The sequence below is a fragment of the Magnetovibrio blakemorei genome, from assembly GCF_001746755.1.
In the GTDB taxonomy this organism is placed as follows: domain Bacteria; phylum Pseudomonadota; class Alphaproteobacteria; order Rhodospirillales; family Magnetovibrionaceae; genus Magnetovibrio; species Magnetovibrio blakemorei.
On the sequence record NZ_MCGG01000021.1, the window covers coordinates 39,659 to 59,071 of the forward strand.

15 protein-coding genes are annotated in these 19,413 nt (G+C 55.9%); 8 read left to right on the top strand and 7 right to left on the bottom strand.

The genetic code is table 11. From position 1 onward, the window contains the following. Nucleotides 1-300 precede the first annotated feature (300 nt). Entirely contained in the window at nucleotides 301-2,445 is a 2,145-nt protein-coding gene (gene scpA / locus BEN30_RS07260) for a methylmalonyl-CoA mutase (protein ID WP_069957677.1), read from the top strand. A 398-nt stretch (nucleotides 2,446-2,843) separates the two neighbouring features. Here the strand turns inward: scpA and BEN30_RS07270 are convergent, their stop codons facing one another. The 3 genes from BEN30_RS07270 to BEN30_RS07280 all read right to left on the bottom strand — a co-directional run bounded on the left by BEN30_RS07270 (nucleotide 2,844) and on the right by BEN30_RS07280 (nucleotide 4,021). Then, a complete protein-coding gene (locus BEN30_RS07270) occupies nucleotides 2,844-3,056 on the bottom strand; it encodes a hypothetical protein (protein ID WP_069957679.1) in 213 nt (70 codons plus the stop codon). Between the two features lie 145 nt (nucleotides 3,057-3,201). Continuing rightward, nucleotides 3,202-3,627 (bottom strand): hypothetical protein, encoded by a 426-nt coding sequence (locus BEN30_RS07275; protein WP_245649012.1) that lies wholly within the window; start codon nucleotides 3,625-3,627, stop codon nucleotides 3,202-3,204. Continuing rightward, on the bottom strand, nucleotides 3,614-4,021 hold the full coding sequence (locus tag BEN30_RS07280; protein WP_069957681.1) for a hypothetical protein: 408 nt from the start codon (nucleotides 4,019-4,021) through the stop codon (nucleotides 3,614-3,616). Before BEN30_RS07280 ends, BEN30_RS07275 begins: the two co-directional genes overlap by 14 nt. Nucleotides 4,022-4,157: 136 nt before the next feature. On the opposite strand from BEN30_RS07280, the gene BEN30_RS07285 reads away from it, so the two are divergent. Beyond that, nucleotides 4,158-4,787 carry a S24 family peptidase gene (locus BEN30_RS07285; protein ID WP_069957682.1) on the top strand — a complete coding sequence of 210 codons (630 nt, stop codon included), beginning with the start codon at nucleotides 4,158-4,160 and terminating at the stop codon, nucleotides 4,785-4,787. A gap of 46 nt (nucleotides 4,788-4,833) precedes the next feature. On the opposite strand, the gene BEN30_RS07290 is transcribed toward BEN30_RS07285, so the two are convergent. Both BEN30_RS07290 and BEN30_RS07295 read right to left on the bottom strand, forming a co-directional pair. Next, nucleotides 4,834-6,444, bottom strand: coding sequence for a lysine--tRNA ligase (locus BEN30_RS07290; RefSeq protein ID WP_069957787.1), 1,611 nt, complete (start codon nucleotides 6,442-6,444; stop codon nucleotides 4,834-4,836). Nucleotides 6,445-6,508: 64 nt separating this feature from the next. Then, complete coding sequence (locus BEN30_RS07295; protein WP_069957683.1) at nucleotides 6,509-9,994, bottom strand: FAD-dependent oxidoreductase; 3,486 nt, start codon at nucleotides 9,992-9,994, stop codon at nucleotides 6,509-6,511. Nucleotides 9,995-10,174: 180 nt separating this feature from the next. Here BEN30_RS07295 and BEN30_RS07300 point away from each other — a divergent pair, with 180 nt between their 5' ends. Beyond that, nucleotides 10,175-10,612, top strand: coding sequence for a rhodanese-like domain-containing protein (locus BEN30_RS07300; protein ID WP_069957684.1), 438 nt, complete (start codon nucleotides 10,175-10,177; stop codon nucleotides 10,610-10,612). Between the two features lie 8 nt (nucleotides 10,613-10,620). Here BEN30_RS07300 and BEN30_RS07305 read toward each other — a convergent pair whose 3' ends face one another. Continuing rightward, nucleotides 10,621-12,135, bottom strand: coding sequence for a UbiD family decarboxylase (locus BEN30_RS07305; protein WP_069957788.1), 1,515 nt, complete (start codon nucleotides 12,133-12,135; stop codon nucleotides 10,621-10,623). Nucleotides 12,136-12,306: 171 nt separating this feature from the next. Here BEN30_RS07305 and BEN30_RS07310 point away from each other — a divergent pair, with 171 nt between their 5' ends. Together BEN30_RS07310 and BEN30_RS07315 are read left to right on the top strand one after the other, a co-directional pair. Beyond that, nucleotides 12,307-14,148 carry an HD family phosphohydrolase gene (locus BEN30_RS07310; protein WP_069957789.1) on the top strand — a complete coding sequence of 614 codons (1,842 nt, stop codon included), beginning with the start codon at nucleotides 12,307-12,309 and terminating at the stop codon, nucleotides 14,146-14,148. A 48-nt stretch (nucleotides 14,149-14,196) separates the two neighbouring features. After that, complete coding sequence (locus BEN30_RS07315) at nucleotides 14,197-14,931, top strand: hypothetical protein (RefSeq protein ID WP_139134906.1); 735 nt, start codon at nucleotides 14,197-14,199, stop codon at nucleotides 14,929-14,931. Between the two features lie 2 nt (nucleotides 14,932-14,933). Here the strand turns inward: BEN30_RS07315 and ubiA are convergent, their stop codons facing one another. Further along, entirely contained in the window at nucleotides 14,934-15,878 is a 945-nt protein-coding gene (gene ubiA, locus BEN30_RS07320; protein WP_170826988.1) for a 4-hydroxybenzoate octaprenyltransferase, read from the bottom strand. Nucleotides 15,879-15,934: 56 nt separating this feature from the next. Between ubiA and BEN30_RS07325 the strand changes: the two genes are divergently transcribed. From BEN30_RS07325 to BEN30_RS07335, 3 genes are all read left to right on the top strand, one after another. Beyond that, nucleotides 15,935-16,663 carry a 16S rRNA (uracil(1498)-N(3))-methyltransferase gene (locus BEN30_RS07325; protein WP_069957686.1) on the top strand — a complete coding sequence of 243 codons (729 nt, stop codon included), beginning with the start codon at nucleotides 15,935-15,937 and terminating at the stop codon, nucleotides 16,661-16,663. Between the two features lie 26 nt (nucleotides 16,664-16,689). Continuing rightward, a complete protein-coding gene (locus BEN30_RS07330; RefSeq protein WP_069957687.1) occupies nucleotides 16,690-18,063 on the top strand; it encodes a glutamate--cysteine ligase in 1,374 nt (457 codons plus the stop codon). A gap of 111 nt (nucleotides 18,064-18,174) precedes the next feature. Continuing rightward, entirely contained in the window at nucleotides 18,175-19,398 is a 1,224-nt protein-coding gene (locus tag BEN30_RS07335) for an EAL domain-containing protein (RefSeq protein WP_139134907.1), read from the top strand. The last annotated feature ends 15 nt before the right edge of the window (nucleotides 19,399-19,413 follow it).

Here is a 19,413-nt window from a genome sequence, read left to right on the forward strand (position 1 = left end):
AGTTTTGATCTCAACGGCGCAATATGAACCTAAACCCCTTGTGAATATATCCGAATATGCACGACAACTTGTATGTGCCGCTGGAGGCATAATATCAACATTTCGGAAAATTGCACCACCATAGACACAATATCTTGTGGATAAGTTTGTCGCCGTCCGTTGGCCATATATCGAACTTCGCAGGTGCAAAATTTTTATTCGCACTGCACCAAGGCACAGGTATACTCACACCTTCGGGGCCGTTCATGGGGGTGAATGCGGCATGGATAAACGCGTATATAGGATTTGGGGATCTGGGATATGAGCGACAAGCCGACCCTCCAAAAGTGGAACGAACTGGCCAGCAAAGAACTCCGTGGCAAAACCGCTGAGGATCTGGTGTGGAACACGCCCGAAGGCATCGCCGTCAAGCCGCTTTACACGGCGGAAGACCTAGAAGGCATTGAGCAGGTCAATTCGCTGCCCGGCATGGAGCCCTTCCTGCGCGGACCGCGCGCCACCATGTACGCTGGACGGCCGTGGACCATTCGTCAATACGCCGGGTTTTCCACCGCCGAAGAGTCCAACAAATTTTATCGCAACAACCTCAAAGCCGGTCAAAAAGGTCTGTCCGTCGCTTTTGATCTGGCCACCCACCGGGGTTATGATTCCGACCACCCGCGCGTGACCGGCGACGTCGGCAAAGCCGGTGTGGCCATCGACAGCGTCGAAGACATGAAAATTTTGTTCGACGGCATTCCGTTGGATGAGATGAGCGTGTCCATGACCATGAACGGTGCCGTTTTGCCTGTGCTGGCGGGCTACATCGTCGCCGCCGAAGAACAAGGCGTTGATCAATCCAAACTGTCCGGCACCATTCAAAACGACATCCTCAAAGAGTTCATGGTGCGCAACACCTATATCTATCCGCCCGAACCCAGCATGCGCATCGTTTCAGATATCATCGGTTATACGTCCGAACACATGCCGCGCTACAACTCGATTTCCATTTCCGGCTATCACATGCAAGAGGCCGGTTCGACGTGCGTGCAAGAACTCGCCTACACCATCGCCGACGGCATCGAGTACGTGCGCACCGCCATCGCGTCAGGCATGGATGTGGATAGCTTTGCGCCCAGGCTGTCGTTCTTCTTCGCCATTGGCATGAACTTCTTCATGGAAGTCGCCAAGCTGCGCGCCGCGCGCTTGCTGTGGTCGGAATTGATGGAACAGTTTTCGCCCAAAGACGTGCGGTCCAAAATGCTGCGCACACACTGCCAAACCTCGGGCGTGTCGCTGACGGCGAAAGATCCCTACAACAACGTCATCCGCACCACGGTCGAAGCCATGGCGGCGGTGTTGGGCGGAACCCAGAGCCTGCACACCAATTCCTTGGATGAAGCGCTGGCCTTGCCGACCCCCTTTTCGGCCCGCATCGCGCGCAACACCCAATTGGTGCTGCAAGAAGAAACCGGCATCACCAAAGTCGTCGATCCGCTGGCGGGCAGCTTTTACGTAGAAAGCTTGACAAACTCAGTAGCCAATGAAGCGCGCAAGTTGATTGCCGAAGTCGAAGCCGTCGGCGGCATGACCAAAGCTGTGCAAACCGGCCTGCCCAAAATGCGCATTGAAGAAGCCGCAGCACGCAAGCAAGCGCGCATCGACAGCCTGGAAGAAGTCGTGGTCGGGGTCAACAAATACACCCTGGACAAAGAAGACCCCATCGATTTGCTGGAAGTCGATAACTCAGCGGTGCGTGAATCCCAGATCAAACGCTTAAAAGACATCCGCGCCAGCCGCGATCAAAGCGCCGTCGACGCCACCTTGAACGCGCTCACAGACGCGGCCAAATCGGGCGACGGCAACTTGCTGGACTTGGCCATCAAAGCCACCCGCGTGCGCGCCACGGTGGGGGAAATTTCCGACGCTTTGGAATCCGTTTACACCCGCTATCAGGCCACCACACGCACCATCACCGGTGTCTATGGTGCGGCCCTCAAAGGCGATGAATCCTATGTTCTGGCCCATGGAGAAATCGAAGCGTTTGCCGCCGAGCGCGGTCGTCGCCCGCGCATGCTGGTGGTGAAGATGGGCCAAGACGGTCATGACCGCGGCGCCAAGGTGATCTCCACCGCGTTTGCCGATTTGGGCTTTGAGGTCGATGTGGGCTCGCTGTTCCAAACCCCTGCCGAGGCCGCCCAGGAAGCGGTTGAAAACGATGTTCATGTGATCGGCGTGTCCACCCAGGCGGGCGGGCACAAAACCTTGGTGCCGGAACTGATTGCGGAACTGAAAAAACGCGATGCCAACGACATCGTCATCATCGTCGGCGGCGTGGTCCCCGAACGCGACCACCCGTTCCTCAAACAAGCCGGCGCCGCCGCCGTGTTTGAACCCGGAACCCACATCCCCACCGCCGCCCGCGAAGTGCTGGCACACATCAAGGCGACGCGGAAATCGGTCTAAGGCTTCAAGACCTCCCACACAAAAACGGCGCTTCACATCGAAGCGTCGTTTTTTGTTCCGCTCGCCTTCTCTTCACGTGGCGTACAGCAACGTTGGCGCATCAACAACGGCACAAGCAGCCAAAGCGGCTAAGGCGCCCATCAAAACGAAGATATGCTTTCGAAACTTTGACCCATCACGTCTGATCAGATGATAAATCACCTGAACGATGAGGAGAACCGTTAAGCCAAACAAGCGAGCTGGAAAACACAGGATGCACATGTACTGGATCATCTAAAAACAAACGGTAAGCAGCCGCCATGACCACCAGGCTTGCCAATGCGATTCCCAAGTTCGACGCCTGTCTTTGGCGCGTTGATAACTCTGGATCACAGAGAGCGGTGTCAGGTCCGCCATGGTCATTCTCCCAGTAAGTTTTTCTTTTTCGGCGCGCTGGCGTTCAGTTGCACCAAGCCCCGTTCAGACGTCTGAATGGTTCCGTTGCGTCCGCGACGATTGCGCTCCATCGCGTCGAGACGCTGCTGCGCCTCAGTGGCCGCCTGGGTATCCACAAACGGGGCCGGGGTCGAAATCGGTGCGGGAGCCGGAGAGCCCCCCATTAATCCACCCATTATCGGTCTCCTTCTTTTCCTGAATTGTTCAAACAAAAAGCCCAGGGATTTCACCCTGGGCTGGCTCCGGACACACTGGTCCCTGTCGTTAAGAGGATTTATATCCCTTCATGATGCATAAGTCAAGGATTATTTTCCTTTTATGTTATTTTTTTATGTATCGATACAGTTGCCATGGCGTCAGCACGCCCGGCGCGCGCAAACCCAGCACTCTTTTCACCGCCTCAACACAACTATAAGGTGCCCACGGCAGGGGCTTGGGATACAAAGGCCGCACGGTTTGTTCAATGACCAGGTAGCCTTGCTCCGCCAGCCATGTGCGCAAATAGACTTCGTAATCGCACGGCCACACCTCGACCTCGGTGCCGATGGACAGCGGATTGTACATGACCCAATAGCCGTTGCTTTGCACCAAGGCAAAACAATGACGGTATCCAGGCTTGAGCCAGCGCAACCACTTCAGGTCAGAAGCTCCACTAAACACCACCAGCGCCCGCCGAGGCGTTTGCGCAAGACCTTGGGCATCATCCACACGAATATTATCACATTGATTTATATCAGTATAATTCATGGCAAATGTGCACCCCCTGCTCATCTTCCCGACTCACGATACCTTTTTCCTTCAATGGCGTTGTCAACCTGTCCAGCGCGTCATTCCACAAAATGACGCTTCCTTCTTCACCAGACACGCGGGAATCCGGTGGACTTTCACGCCATCCGAATTCCGCCAAAACTTTAAGATGCTGTGCACCAATGAGCCGCCGCGCCCGCAGACGCATAACCGCGCAATAGATGTCATCGGGCAAACAGGGGCGCGTATATCCGGAGTCCGTATCGCTGAAACGCACTCCTTCGCGGCGCAACCGTTCTGCGCGTACATACCAAAACCACGCCTCGGCTGCGTCTTTGAAGGGAATCACATTTTTGACCGAAATGGGTTTGGGAATAAGACGTAATCTGGCCAATGGCTACACTCCTAAATTTATAACCGGAAAATTGTTCTTGTTATGTTCTATTTATGTGAACTTATTTTCCTATGTCAATACATTTAGTTCATTTATTCCTAATGACAGCCGGTCGCCTCAATGAGACAATGTTCCCATGCTAAATCATGGTGATGTTTGGAGAGCGGTGGATAAATTGGCGGCGGCTTATGGGCTGTCGGCATCTGGTCTTGCGCGCAAGGCCGGCCTAGACCCCACCACGTTCAACAAGTCCAAACGCGTCACCAGCGAAGGCAAGCTGCGCTGGCCGTCGACGGAAAGCATTTCCAAGATTCTCAAAGCCACCAACGCGAACTTGCAGGAATTTATCTCGTACGTTGAAAACGGCACAAACCCTGCGCCGCGCAACGTGCCGCTGATCGGCTTTGCCCAAGCGGGCAAGCAGGGCTATTTCGATGATGCGGGTTATCCCACCGGGGGCGGTTGGGATGAGATTTCGTTCCCCGGCTCCACCGACCCGCACGCCTTTGCGCTGGAAATTGCCGGCGACAGTATGGAGCCGGTCTTTCGTGACGGCGACATTGTGGTGGTCTCACCCGAAGGCGGCGTGCGCCGCGGCGACCGGGTGGTGGTCAAAACCCGCGACGGCGAAGTGATGGCGAAGGTACTCAAACGCCAATCGGCACAACGCATCGAGCTCAGCTCGTTCAACCCCGCCCACGAAGACCGCGAATTCCCCCTTTCGGACATCGAATGGATCGCGCGCATCATCTGGGCAGCCCAGTAACGCGCCTTTCGTAACGCGCTTTAGGGGTTAAGGTCAGATTATAGGGTTAAGCCGAAAGGTCTTCGCCCGCCAGCGCCTTTTCAATCAACGCCACGGTTTCGCTGACCCCATAAAGCGCGATGAAGCTGCCCATGCGGGGGCCTTGTTCTTGGCCCAGAAGCACTTCGTAGCAAGCCTTGAACCAGTCGCGCAGATTATCAAAACCATGGGTCTTGCCGATTTCGTAGACCTCCGTTTGGATGTCTTCGGCAGACGTGTCTGCGGCCTTGGTGCCCAGCTTTGCGGCCAAATCCACCAGCGCGGCGCGTTCTTGATCGGTGGGCACGCGATAGTTTTTGTTGGGCTTCACAAAGTCCGTGTAATAGTTGATGGCATAGCCCACCAACTGATCCAAGATCGGCGAGTTTTCCGGCGTTGCGTCGGCACGGTAGCGGCTGATGTATTGCCACAGCACCGCTTTGTCGTCCGATCCGCACACGCTGGCCAAGTTCAGCAAAATGTTGAAGCCCAGACCATGCGCTTCGGGCATCGGCGGCTTGCCGCCATGGATGTGCCACACCGGATTGTTGATTTGGTCTTTTTCTTCTTGGTCGCCAAAGCTGGCCAAGTGCGCCAGATATTCATCCACGGTTTTGGGGATGACGTCGAAAAACAACTTCTTCGCGGTCTTGGGCTTTTGATACATGAACAGGCTCAAGCTTTCCGGGGTGGCGTAGCGCAGCCAGTCTTCCATGGACAAGCCGTTGCCCTTGGACTTGGAAATCTTTTGCCCTTTTTCGTCCAAGAACAATTCATACGTCAGGTTCAAAGGCGGCTTGCCGCCAAGGGTGCGACAAATGCGCGTCGCCAGCTTGACGCTGTCGATCAAATCCTTGCCCGACATTTCATAATCCACGTCCAGAGCGTCCCAACGTCCGCCCCAATCGGCTTTCCATTGCAACTTGCACAGGCCGCCCGTCACCAAGGTTTCCACCAGCTTGCCGTCTTCGCGCTTGTAAACGATGGTGCCCTCATTCGGCTTCAGTTCGACCACCGGAACCTGCAACACTTCGTTCGTTTCAGGACACACGGGCAGGAACGGCGAATAGGTCGCACGACGTTCTTCGCCCAAGGTCGGCAGCATGATTTCCATCACCTTATCGTAGTGCTGCAACACCTTCAGCAAAGTTTTGTCCAGGTGTCCGGCTTTGTATTCTTGCGTGGCGGATTTGAATTCATACTCAAAGCCAAAGCTGTCCAAAAACGCGCGCAACCGAGCATTGTTGTGATGACCGAAGCTTTCATGGGTGCCGAAGGGATCGGGAATTTGCGTCAGCGGCTTGCCCAGATGGGGACGGATGATGTCCTTGTTGGGGATGTTGTCGGGCACCTTGCGCAGGCCATCCATGTCGTCGGAATAGGCGAACAGGCGCGTCGGCATGCCCGTCAGCAGTTCAAACGCCCGGCGCACCATGGTGGTGCGCGCCACTTCGCCAAACGTGCCGATGTGCGGCAAGCCCGACGGACCGTATCCGGTTTCAAACAAAACATAACCTTTTTCGGGCAGTTTCCCGCCCAAATGTTTTTCCAACGCACGCGCTTCGACAAAGGGCCACGCATTTGCATGCCCTGCGAGTTCATGGGCAAGTGAGCGCTCGAGTTCAGGTTGGAAAGGCATGGTTTTCACCGCATTCAGGGTTAAAGATAAAGAGGCCGAAAGGTACGTCTCCAGGCCTTCACCGTCAACCACCGCATTTTGGGGAAGCGTGACAATATTCAATCCATTTCGCGGTGAGCTTTTCCGACACCCCATTTTGCCGCAAGCGGGCATTGAGGCTGACGAAATCCACCAAATCCAACGGCTGGTCTTGGTTGAAGCAGCTGAACACGACGCTTTGCTGGCCCGTTTCCGGGTCCACATGGCGCTGCAGGCACTGGCCGCAGATTTCCTTCATCATGCATTGCATCGGTGAATTGATGGACCCCAGCCCAATGTGGCCGGGTTTGAGCCAGTCTTTCAACACCCCATGGCGAGCCTCTTTGACGGCCTTCATCATCATGTCAGATCCGATGGCGACGATGCGGTCCGCTGCCGACAAGGCAATGGGCGTGGCGCCCAATTCGCCGGATGCATAGGCCTGCATGGCTTCAACAATGTTGCCCGTAAAGCTGAAATCGCCTTTGCGTCCCGGCGCAAACCCCGGCGCGTGGTCGCAGCACCACACAATGGTGTCGGCGGCCTTTTCGATGTTTTCCACATGGTAGCGATCATTGATGCCCTTGTAGGCCGCAAAATAAAGCACTTTGGAGCCTGCCCGGCGAAACGCTTGGCCAATGGAAAACAGCACCGCGTTGCCCAGTCCGCCGCCCGCCAAAACCACCGTTTCACCGCCCGGCGTTTCGGTCGGCTGTCCGGTCGGGCCCATCAAAATCACCGGCTCATCCGTGCGCAGGTCCGCACACAGATTGCTAGACCCACCCATTTCCAACACGATCAAGGACACCAGCCCTTGCGCCTCATCGACCCATGCCCCGGTCAGGGCCAAACCTTCCATGGCCATGCGGGTGCCGCGTTTCCGGTCAGCCAAGGCCTCAAAGTTTTGCAGCCGGAAAAACTGTCCCGGCTGAAACGCCTGGGCGGCAAAGCGCGCCTTGATGATGACTTCGACGATGTTGGAGGTTAAGCGGTCCACCTTAACGACGGTGGCGATCAGGCCCCGGTCCATCTCGCCAACCAGATCCGCAAATGCCACGGTGCTGGGCGGGGCTTGATGCAAGGCCGCGTCCACAAACGGATAGCCCTGTTTGGCGCTGCCCATAGCCTTCACCACGTTTCCGGCAAAGCTGGGGTGCAGATCACCGAAGAAACTCATGGAGCGCCCGGCCGTCGCACTCATCAAAATGTTCACCCCTTCGGGCTTGCCGGATCGTTGGGGCTGAACCGCTTGTCCAGAACTGTTCACGGCCTGAAAGTACTTGCCGTCCAACGCCGCAAAGTCCGGGTGTTCGCGACTCAACACCGTATTGGGCTGGGTGCCCGCGGCAATCAGAACCGCCCGTGCGGGCAAGCGAACGATTTTGCCGCTGCTCAGAAGGCGACCATCTTCGCCCATCTCTTGAACCTCCAGCTTAAGAGCCGAAGCCCAGCCGTGCTCATCGACTTCAACGGCGCTGGGCGATACCAATTCGACAAAACGAATGCCTTGCTCCAACGCCTTTTCAATTTCTTCGTGGTTCAAGGTGTAGCTGGGCGCATCCACCAGGCGGCGGCGATAGGCGATGGTCGCCCCGCCCCAGGCGTTGAGCAATTTGACCAGCTCGGGGGCGCGATGTTCCGCTTTGGCTTTGGCGCGTTCATAGCGGATGGCGCGGCCATGCTCCAAAAACACATCGGCGATTTCGCTGTCTTCCAAGGTCCACCGTTCACGCAGTTTGGTGCGCCCCAAGTGGGCTTCCAAGACGTCATAGCGGGCCAAAAACTTATCCACCTGCTCCACATAATACGCCAAGGCTTCGGTCGCCGTGTCGATGGCGGTGAGACCGCCGCCGACTATGGCGACCGGCAGACGCAGCTGCAAATTGGCCAAGCTGTCGGCCTTGGCCGCCCCGGTCAGTTGCAAGGCCATCAAAAAATCGGACGCCTGGCGCACGCCCCGCGCCAAATTGTTGGGGATGTCCAAAACCGTCGGTTTACCCGCCCCCATGCATAACGCGATGTGGTCGAAACCCATCTCAAAGGCTTGGTCCTTGGTGATCTGCGCGCCAAAGCGCACTCCACCGTACATGCGAAACCGGGCTCGACGTTCCACCAGCAGGCGGGTGATTTTCAAAAAGTTTTTGTCCCACCGCACCGTAATGCCGTATTCGGCCACGCCGCCAAAACCGGCCATGATCCGGTCGTCCAGGTCTTCGCGAATGTCGTTTATGTCGAACACCGGGTCGAACGCGGTGCGTTCGCCCAAGGGCGAAATGCCGCTTAAACTTGAGTCCAAGGGTTCAATTTTCGCCCCATCAATGGCCACCACACTATGGCCTTCGTTCATCAACTGATGACTGAGCGCCGCCCCAGCCGGACCCAACCCCACCACCAACACGGCGTAGCCGCTGCCCGTTTTTGGCAGCGGGCGGTGAATGTTCAAGGGATTCCAGCGCGTCAGCAGACTGTAGATTTCAAACCCCCAGGGCAGTTCCAAAACGTCTTTCAGGGCGCGGGTTTCGACCTGGGGAATGTTCACCGGATCTTGCTTTTGATAGATGCACGCTTTCATGCAGTCGTTGCATATGCGGTGTCCGGTGCTGGCGCACAAGGGATTGTCCACGGTGATCAACGCCAGCGCAGCAACCGCGTGCCCATTGATTTTGGCCGCGTGCATTTCGGAAATTTTTTCATCCAGCGGACAGCCCGCAATTTCGACGTCCAACGCATTGTGGGCAAAACCGCCGGTCTTTTTGTCCTTCATCCCCCGTCGGCAACTGTCCTTGCCCCGGTCATGGCACAGCACGCAGTAGTGGGCTTCATCCAGTGCCCCCACCAAATCGCAACCTGGATCTGTGAGTTTAAAGCCATCCCGATGCACATGGCGTTGAGGGGCGAATTCCGCAGCCGTAAGGCCCGCGACCTCAACCGTGTCGGTGTGGACCAAATGGCCATAATCCAGCTTGGACGGTTGACGAAACAAAACATCCGTCGCGTGCCGCGTACGTCCGGCCTGGGTCAGCGTTGCCCATACGGCATAATCCAAGGCAGTTTGGATTTCATCTTCATGGGCCGCTTCGTCTTCCAACCAAGCCATCACGGTTTCGGCAAAACTGAATTGGGTCAGCGCACCCCCCATAAAAGGAGCCAATTTTTGGGCCAACACGGAACCGTCCAAGGCCTCAGCGTCTTCAAGGGTTTTGCCCTTCAAGGCCCGGCGCTGCACAAACAAGCGTTTGCACGTATACAAAGGTTCAAGGGCCGTATGACGCCCCGCCAATGCAGCCAATTCGTTCTCAATGCCAAAAAGCTGAGCGATGAACGCATCAAGATGCGGCGCCAGTTCCAACAGCAAATCAGATTCGGCCTTGTCATCCAGTTGGTCCGGGGCTTGGCGAGCGGCCAGCAAACGTGCGGATAAATCCCCATCAAGTGCATGCAATGCGCCCAAAAACGCATCGTCCACGCGCACCAATGATGGGGCGTCATATAGATCTGAAAACGATAAGTTGAAGGCGAGTTTTAACGTCATTCAGCAATCCTATTGCAATTGTGATCGCACGGCTTAAATAATAAGTCTGCTTTTGTTTGGGGGGATAAAATCAGACGGTGTCTGATTATATAGTGCGCCATGGTGCACAGGGCAAAGTGCAAAACCAGATTTAACATAAATCTGTTTCGCTTTTTTTTAATGATCCTGTGGACCTCCCTTATGAACCCCAATCAACTGATATATGCCGGAAATTTAACGCCAAAAGAAACTTGGGAACGTCTGCAAGATGACCCATCTGCGGTCCTCATTGATGTGCGCACGCCTGAAGAATGGGCCTATGTCGGCGTGCCTGACATCACATCGCTGGGACGTGCCTGTATGTTTGTGCCTTGGCTGTCTTATCCCACCATGGCCATCAACAAAGACTTTGTCGCCCAAGTCTTAAAAACCGCCAAGCCCAGATCCAATGACACCACCATCTTGTTTATATGCCGATCCGGTTATCGTTCGGCCTTCGCCGCACATGCCTTGACGGAAATGGGCTACAGCAACTGCTACAACGTTGCTTTCGGGTTTGAAGGCGATCTTGACAGTCAAAAACGCCGCGGCACGATCAACGGTTGGAAAATCTCCGGATTGCCCTGGGTGCAAAGCTGATCAAGGCTCTACTTCCAAATCGGTTTGCCCGATCCCGGTAATCCCAGTTCATCCCACATGGCGGAAACCTTATCCACCACCCCTTGCTCCATGCGAATTTTCGCCCCCCATTCGCGTTTGGTTTCGGGGCCGATTTTGGTGGTGGCGTCGATGCCCATTTTGGACCCCAAGCCGCTGTCGGGTGAGGCAAAATCAAGGTAATCGATGGGGGTATTTTCGATCAAAGTGGTGTCGCGTGCCGGGTCAACGTTGGTCGACAACGCCCACATCACATCGTTCCAATCGCGCGCGTCAATGTCTTCATCGACGATAATCACGAATTTGGTGTAAGTGAATTGGCGCAGATACGACCACACGCCGAGCATGATGCGCTTGGCGTGACCGGGATAGGCCTTTTTCATACTCACCACCGCAACCCGGTAAGAGCATGCTTCCGGCGGCAACCAGAAATCACGCACTTCAGGGAACTGCTGAGTAAAAAGCGGCACGAACACATCGTTCAGGGCTTCGCCCAACACACTCGGCTCATCGGGCGGGCGTCCGGTATAGGTGCTCAGATAAATCGGGTTTTTGCGGTGCGTGATGGCTGAAACGGTGAACACCGGGAACGGTTCGACATTGTTGTAATAGCCCGTGTGATCGCCATAAGGGCCTTCGTCACCCACCTCTGAGAGACTGACGTGGCCTTCCAAAATAATTTCAGCGGTGGCGGGAACCTGCAACGGCACCGTTTTGCAATCCACCAACTCGACCTTTTTACCGCGCAGCAAGCCGGCAAACTGATATTCCGACAAAGTATCGGGGACAGGCGTCACAGCGGCCAAAATGGTGCCCGGATCGGCTCCGATGGCCACCGCCAACGGCATGGGATCGCTGCGCTTTTCTTTCCACCGTAAAAAGTGTTGGGCGCCGCCGCGGTGATGCAGCCAGCGCATCAAGGTGGTGTTTTTGCCCGTCACCTGCATGCGATAGATGCCCAAATTGGGCACATCGCGCTTGTCGTTTTTTGGATCTGGTCCGGCAGTCACCACCAAAGGCCAGGTGATCAGCGGAGCCGGCTCACCCGGCCAGCAGGTCTGGATCGGCAATGTGGCCAAATCCACGTCGTCACCGAGAATCACAACCTCTTGGCAGGGGGCCGATTTGACCGTTTTGGGCTTCATCGACATGACGGTTTTCAACAGCGGTGCCATCTCCAACGCTTCGCGCCACCCACCCGGCGGTTCGGGCTGGCGCAAAAATGCCAGCGTTTCACCCACACCTTTCAGTTCATGGGGCTTGCGCCCCATGCCGCGGGCGACTCGCTCGACGGTGCCAAACAAATTGACCAAAACCGGTGCCCCATAGGGCTTGCCATCCCCATCAACCGGGTTCTCAAACAGCACGGCTGGGCCCTTTTCAGCCAGCAGTCGGGTCTGAATTTCGGTCATCTCCAAGTGGGGAGACACGGGCTTGGAAACACGCACAAGCTCGCCCGCACGCTCCAATTCATCGATGAAATCTCTAAGTGATGTATATGCCATGTGACAAAGATCACAGCTTTGCATTCATTTTCAATGGAAAAACACCATCGCAAGTCTCATTTTATTTTTATTAGATCATTTTAATCATTGCAAAATGATGGTTTAATCGTACGAAATCGCAGACAAGAGCTTCAGGGGGCTGATGCGCGAGCGTTAGCAATGGGCGGTTTGATGCCAGAAAGTACTGCACCGGACAAAGCTCCGGACGATCAGGGTGTGAACACAGCGGATTATGCGAAGCTGATTGAAATCGGCATCGCGTTATCGGCGGAGCGTGATCACCATCGCTTGCTCGAAAATATTTTGTTGGAAGCCAAAACCCTGTGCAACGCCGATGGCGGCACCCTGTATCTGTGCGGCCATATGGTTGAGCACGAAGGTGAAGACGTCTTTGAAGCCGAAGCCGACGGCAAATTCCTCAAGTTCGAAATCATGCGCACCGACAGCCTTGGCATTGCCAAAGGCGGCACCACGGGCGAAGACATCCCCTTTCCGCCCATTTCGGTCTATGACGTCGAAACGGGTGAGGCCAATCATAAAAACGTTGCTTCGCACGTTGCGGTATCGGGGAAAACAGTCAACATCCCCGATGTTTACGAAGCGACTGAATTTGATTTCACCGGACCGCGGAAATTTGATGAAAGCACTGGCTATCGGTCCAAATCCTTTTTGAACGTGCCGCTGAAAAACCATTCCGGCGAAATCATCGGCGTTTTGCAATTGCTGAACGCCCAAGGGAAAAATGGTGAGTCCATCCCGTTTTCGGCCCAAATCGTGCCCTTGATCGAAGCGTTGGCTTCTCAGGCGGCGGTCGCGGTCGACAACCAAATGCTGATTGAAGCCCAAGCCCGCTTGATGGACAGCTTCATCCAATTGATTGCGGGCGCCATTGACGCCAAGTCTCCTTATACGGGGGGCCACTGCGCGCGCGTGCCGGAACTGGCCCAAATGCTCGCCACCGCCGCCGTAAATGCCGACCATGGCGAGCTGTCCGACTTCACCTTGGACGAAGCCGGATTTCGCGAACTGCATCTGGCAAGCTGGCTGCACGATTGTGGCAAAGTGGTCACGCCCGAATACGTGGTCGACAAAGCCACCAAGCTGGAAACCATTAACGACCGCATTCACGAAGTGCGCATGCGGTTCGAAATTCAAAAGCGTGAGCTGGAAATCGCCTACTGGAAACAAGTGGCTGACGGTGGTGACCGCGATGCCTTGAAGGTCGAGCTGGATGCCAAGCTGGACCAGATTGATGACGACTATGCCTTCGTCGCCGAATGCAACGTTGGTGGAGAATTCATGGCTCCCGAAAAGGTTGAGCGGCTCAAACAAATCGCGCAGGGCACCTGGACCCGCACCTTGGACGATCGCATCGGCATTTCACACGAAGAACTGCGCCGCAAGGAAGTCAAACCCGCCAAGGCGATTCCGGCACAAGAATTCCTGTTGGCTGACCGGGCCGAACACTTGTTCCACCGCGACGGCACCTTTGAGGCCCCCAATTCGGAACAGTTCGGCTTTGACATGGCTGTGCCCGAGCACCTCTTCAATCGCGGTGAGATTTACAATCTAAGCATCGCGCGTGGCACGCTGACCAACGAAGATCGCTACATCATCCAAAATCATATCGTGCAGACCATCGTTATGTTGGGACAATTGCCGTTCCCTAAACATCTGCGCAAAATCCCCGAATACGCGGGTGCCCATCACGAAACACTGATCGGCACCGGGTATCCCCGCAAGCTGTCCAAAAAAGACATGTCGGTGCCGGCCCGCATCATGGCGCTGGCGGACGTGTTCGAGGCCCTGACTGCCGCCGATCGTCCCTACAAAAAACCCAAAACCTTGAGTGACAGCATCAAAATTTTGTCGTTCATGGTCAAAGACCAACACATCGATCCGGATTTGTTCCGCCTGCTATTGGAAAGCGGTATCTACAAAGACTACGCCGAACGCTTCCTCAAGCCCGAGCAAATCGATGAGGTTGATATCTCAAAATACCTTGGGGCCTAAACGCAGGACCTAGACGCGCGCGCTGAAATGCTGCATATTCCAAGGGCCATGACAAGCTCGCCCAAATGCCCAATAGAACACGCAAAGTCCTATCCGTTTGACATCCCCGAAGGCTCTTATGTGCTGGACCGGGACGGTTGGCGTGCCCTGCCCGTCGGCGGGCATGAAACCACCCGACGTCACGCGGTGATCGCGTCCGGCTCTAACGCCGCGCCCGATCATCTTGGGCAAAAATTTAAAGACTACGATCACTTGCTGGATCAGCCCGTCTACGTCACCCGCGCCACTTTGCATGAATTCGATGCCGTTTACAGTGCGCACTTTTCTCATTACGGATCAATTCCAGCGACCTTGGCGCACGCCCCGGGAGCCCAAGCCAACGTGTTCGTCACTTGGCTGACGGACGCGCAATTGGACCGCGTGCATGAAACCGAAGCCGTCGGCACGAATTACGATTTTGCCCATCTGCACGACATTCACTTGGCGATCGAAGACGGCACCATCTTAAACGCGGTACACGCCTACCTGTCGCGTCGCGGATGTTTAAGCCGCGAAGGACGTCCGGTGCCGCTATCTTCGTGCCAAACCGACGGTCGCCAGTGGACCGCCATGAGCCAATGCGAAGTGCTCAACTACGCCCGCTCCCTCATAGCCCCCGGTGAAGCCAAAGACGACTTCATCAAAGCGGGCATCGACAGCCCCGCGCTGCGCGCCAAACGCACCAACGAACTGACCAAATCCGCCCTGCCCCACGGCTGGCAGACCCTGATTTTTCTCAGCTAAACTCAGCCCAAAACTTGCCCCACAACCATGGCCGCAAACACCAGCAGGCCAAAATCCCGGTTGGATTTAAAACGCAATAAGCAGCTTTTGGGGTTGTGGATGTCGACGCTGGCGACTTGCCATGCCAACTGCAGGGCTGCGGGGATCAGGGCCGGATAAAACGCCCAGCTCAAACCCGCAAGTCCGCCGCTGAGCGCAATCAGGGCGAGACACCCCCCGTAAAAAAACACCAACCAACCGCGCGTCGCATTGCCCAGGCGCAGCGCCGTGGACTTAATGCCGATCAAGATATCATCTTCTTTGTCCTGGTGGGCATAGATGGTGTCGTATCCCAACGTCCACAGGATGCCCGCCGCATAAAGCGTTCCCGGCGCAGCCCCCAAACTGCCCTGCACCGCCGCCCAACCCAACAGCGCCCCCCAATTGAACGACAAGCCCAAAAACACCTGCGGCCAATAGGTGAAACGTTTCATATACGGGTAGATGACCACGGTCACCAACGACAGCACGCCAACACCGATGGCGAAGGTGTTGAACTGCACCAAGATGGCGCACCCCAACAGCCCCAGGAATATCAAAAAAGCCAACGCGCGCTTGATCGTCACCTGTCCACTGGGAATGGGTCGGTTTGCGGTGCGCGCCACCCGGCCGTCAAAATCGCGATCGGCGATGTCGTTCATGACACAACCCGCCCCGCGCATAATAAACGCGCCGAGGCCGAACAGGACCAGAAACCACACATTCGGCCAAGTCCCTTGGCTCGCCAAGGCAATCGACCACCAGCACGGCAACAGCAGCAGCCACGCTCCATAAGGTCGGTCCAAACGCATCAAATACACATACGGACGCAAGATTGGCGGCGTCAGCTGGACAATCATACCTTCGGAACGGATGTCGCTGGCATCGCTATCAGCCGACATTTCGGGTGGTGGGGTTATGGTGCTCATGCCCCCATTCTTACGACATTGCTGTACCCATATGCAAACATGCTTATGATCAGGGCATGAGCGAATCGAAAACCATCACCCGCCTTTACTGCGATGCGGACCTGTCACAGGGTCTCACCGTCGCTTTGGGTCCCGGCCCGGCGCACAAGCTGCGCGCCGTGTTGCGCGCCCGAGTGGGGGATGAGGTTTTGCTGTTTAATGGCCGTGACGGCGAATGGCGCGCCACCTTAACCGACCTGGGTAAAACCAAAGCCTCCGCCGAATGCCAAGACCAAACCCGCGCCCAACTGGCTGAACCCGGCCCCTGGCTAGCCTTTGCACCGTTGAAAAAAGACCGTTTGGATATGGTGGTGGAAAAAGCCGTCGAACTGGGCGTCGAACGTATGATTCCGGTTTTGACCGCGCGCACCGAAAACCGCCGCCTCAAAATGGATCGCCTGCTCCAACAAATTCTTGATGGGGCAGAGCAATGCGAACGCCTCACCGTACCGACCCTGTCTGAGCCCATACCTCTGGAAAAACTCGCCCAAGTGTGGCCCCAAGGCCGCGTTTTGTTGGTGGCAGCAGAGCGCCGCGATTGCACCCCACTGGCCGAAAAGCTGCCTTCCCTCACCGGCCCCATGGGGCTTCTCGTCGGGCCGGAAGGTGGATTTGAAGCACAAGAGCTTGACGGACTAGAAAATTTACCCATTTCTGTTTTTGTGAACCTCGGACCCCGAATTCTGCGCGCCGAAACGGCGGCCATTGCCGCCTTGGCCGTAATGCAAGCTCTAAACGGCGAATAAACCGCCCCCAACGAACTGGCCAAAACATGAGCGCGCCCTCTATGTCCACCAAACCATCCCCCACCGTCACCAGCAAACGCGACCTGATCGAATACTTGGCCAGCGGCTGCAAACCGCCTGAAAAATGGCTGATCGGCACCGAACACGAAAAATTCGCCTATCGCCTTTCCGACCTGCGACCTTTGACGTACGAAGGCGACCAAGGCGTTCAGATGATGCTGGATAAGCTGACCCGGTTCGGCTGGACACCGGTGGCGGAAGACGGTCACGTCATCGCCTTGGTGCAAAAGGATGGCTCGTCCATCACCTTGGAACCGGCAGGTCAGTTGGAACTGTCGGGCGCACCGCTGGGCACCATTCACGAAACCTGCAAAGAAGTCGGCACCCATCTGCAACAGGTCAAAAGCGTCGCCGCCGAAATGGGCATCGGTTTTTTGGGCGTCGGCTATCAGCCCAAATGGCCGCGCACCGAAATGCCGTGGATGCCCAAAAACCGTTACGCCATCATGCAAAAATACATGCCGACCCGCGGCGGCTTGGGGCTCGATATGATGCAGTCCACCTGCACCGTTCAGGTCAACCTGGATTTCGATTCAGAAGCCACCATGGTCAAGATGTTTCGCGTCTCGTTGGCGTTGCAGCCCATCGCCACGGCGCTGTTCGCCAACTCTCCATTCAAGGAAGGCAAGCCGTCCGGTTATCTCAGCTATCGCAGCCACATCTGGACCGACACCGACCCGGACCGGACCGGCAATTTGCCGTTCGTGTTTGAAGACGGCTTCGGCTTTGAGCGGTATGTGGACTACATGCTCGACGTGCCCATGTACTTCGTCTATCGCAATGGCACCTACATCAACGCAACGGGGCAGTCGTTTCGCGACTTTATGAACGGCAAGCTGCCCGCCCTGCCCGGTGAGCTGCCGACCTTAAAAGATTGGGAAGACCACCTGACCACGGCGTTCCCCGAAGTGCGCTTGAAAAAGTTCCTCGAAATGCGCGGTGCCGATGGCGGCCCCTGGAGCCGCTTGTGCGCCTTGCCCGCACTTTGGGTCGGGCTACTTTATGACGGTGGCGCCCTCGACCACGCGTGGGACCTTGTGAAGGATTGGACCCTGGAAGAACACAACCAGCTCCGCGCCAATGTGCCCGAGCACGCGCTGAACACGCCATTTCGCAGCACCACCGTAGGCGATATCGCCCTGGACGTCTTGGAATGCGCACACGAAGGCTTGGTGCGGCGCAAGCGTTTGGACGGCGTCGGTCTGGACGAAAGCCGTTTCCTTAAGCCTTTGTTCCAAATTGCAGAATCCGGCCTCACCCCGGCTGAAGATTTGCTGTTTGCCTATGAACGACGGTGGAAGGGCTGCGTTGACCCAATTTTCCGCGAATACGCGTATTGAGCTACAGAAACCCCATAAAAATGTTTGATTATTGCCCGTTGTTTTCTGAGCGTGTTACCATGGTGCCAAGCAGATTATAAAAAACGAAAAAACAACGAGGACGATGCATTTATGAGCGGCGGCAAGATTGCCCTTGCTGAGATTGAACAGGCGCTGCACAACGGCGAATTCTGTTTCCATTTCCAGCCTAAAATATCGTTTAAAACCGGCCGTATCGTCGGTGGCGAAGCATTGTTGCGCTGGAATAAGCCCGACGGCACGCAAATTCCGCCGGGCCTTTTTCTGCCCCAAGCCGAAGCAAGTGGCTTCATCACCGACATCACGGCCGTGATGTTAACGGAACTGGTCGAAGACATTGCCCGTCTGCGCACCCTCAAACCCGACATTCAAATTGCCTTCAACGTTTCCGCCCTGGATTTGCGCTCGCCGTATCTGGTGAAAATGCTGCGCAGCTATATCGGCAATCGCATCATCAGTCCCGGCAACTTGCAAATCGAAATCACCGAAACCGCAATCGTTGATGTGTCGGGCCGCATTCATAATACGCTGTTGGATTTGGTGGCATTGGGCATTGAAATCGTCATGGACGATTTTGGTACCGGATATTCGTCCCTGGACGCGCTCAGCCAATTGCCGTTTTCCGCACTCAAGTTGGATCAGGGCGTGGTCGGGCGCATGTCGGAAGATTCAAAGAACACCCACATCGTGCGATCCAGCCTTTTGATGGCGCGTGATATGTCGATCAAAACCATCGCCGAAGGGGTGGAGACCGAGAGTGCCTATACATTCTTGTTGGCGTCCGGATGCACAGAAGCCCAAGGCTTTTGGATGAGCCGACCGCTGCCCATCGAAAAATTCATCCAAATTGTGAAAGACGACCCTGTTTGGCCGTCATCAGAACTGGGATTTCTGTACAACGCCTGGGACAACCACTTGTCGTATCGCCGCAAGGTCTTGGACACCGTCTACACTATCACAATGACCAGCCTGAACGAGCAGGGAACCATGCCGCTGTTGGATCTGCATCACAACCCCGCATATTGCCGCCTGGGTCAGTGGTATCGCGACATGAAACGTGCCGGGTTTTCAGAAACGGCCTACAAAAACCTTGAAGACATGCATCGCGAAATGCATGCCGCGGGCGATGTGTTGGTGAAAACCGTCAAAAGCACTCAGGACTCCGACGCCATCATCGAAGCCACCAACGACTTTTTGCGCTTTTCCGAACAAGTCGATAGAGAAGTCTCGCGCATTGTCGCGCTTTCGTTCGCAGAAGGCTTGCGCGAACGCAACGCCAAGAACCCAAACACCTCCGCGCGTCTCAGCGCCGAATAAACACATTCAGCTTCC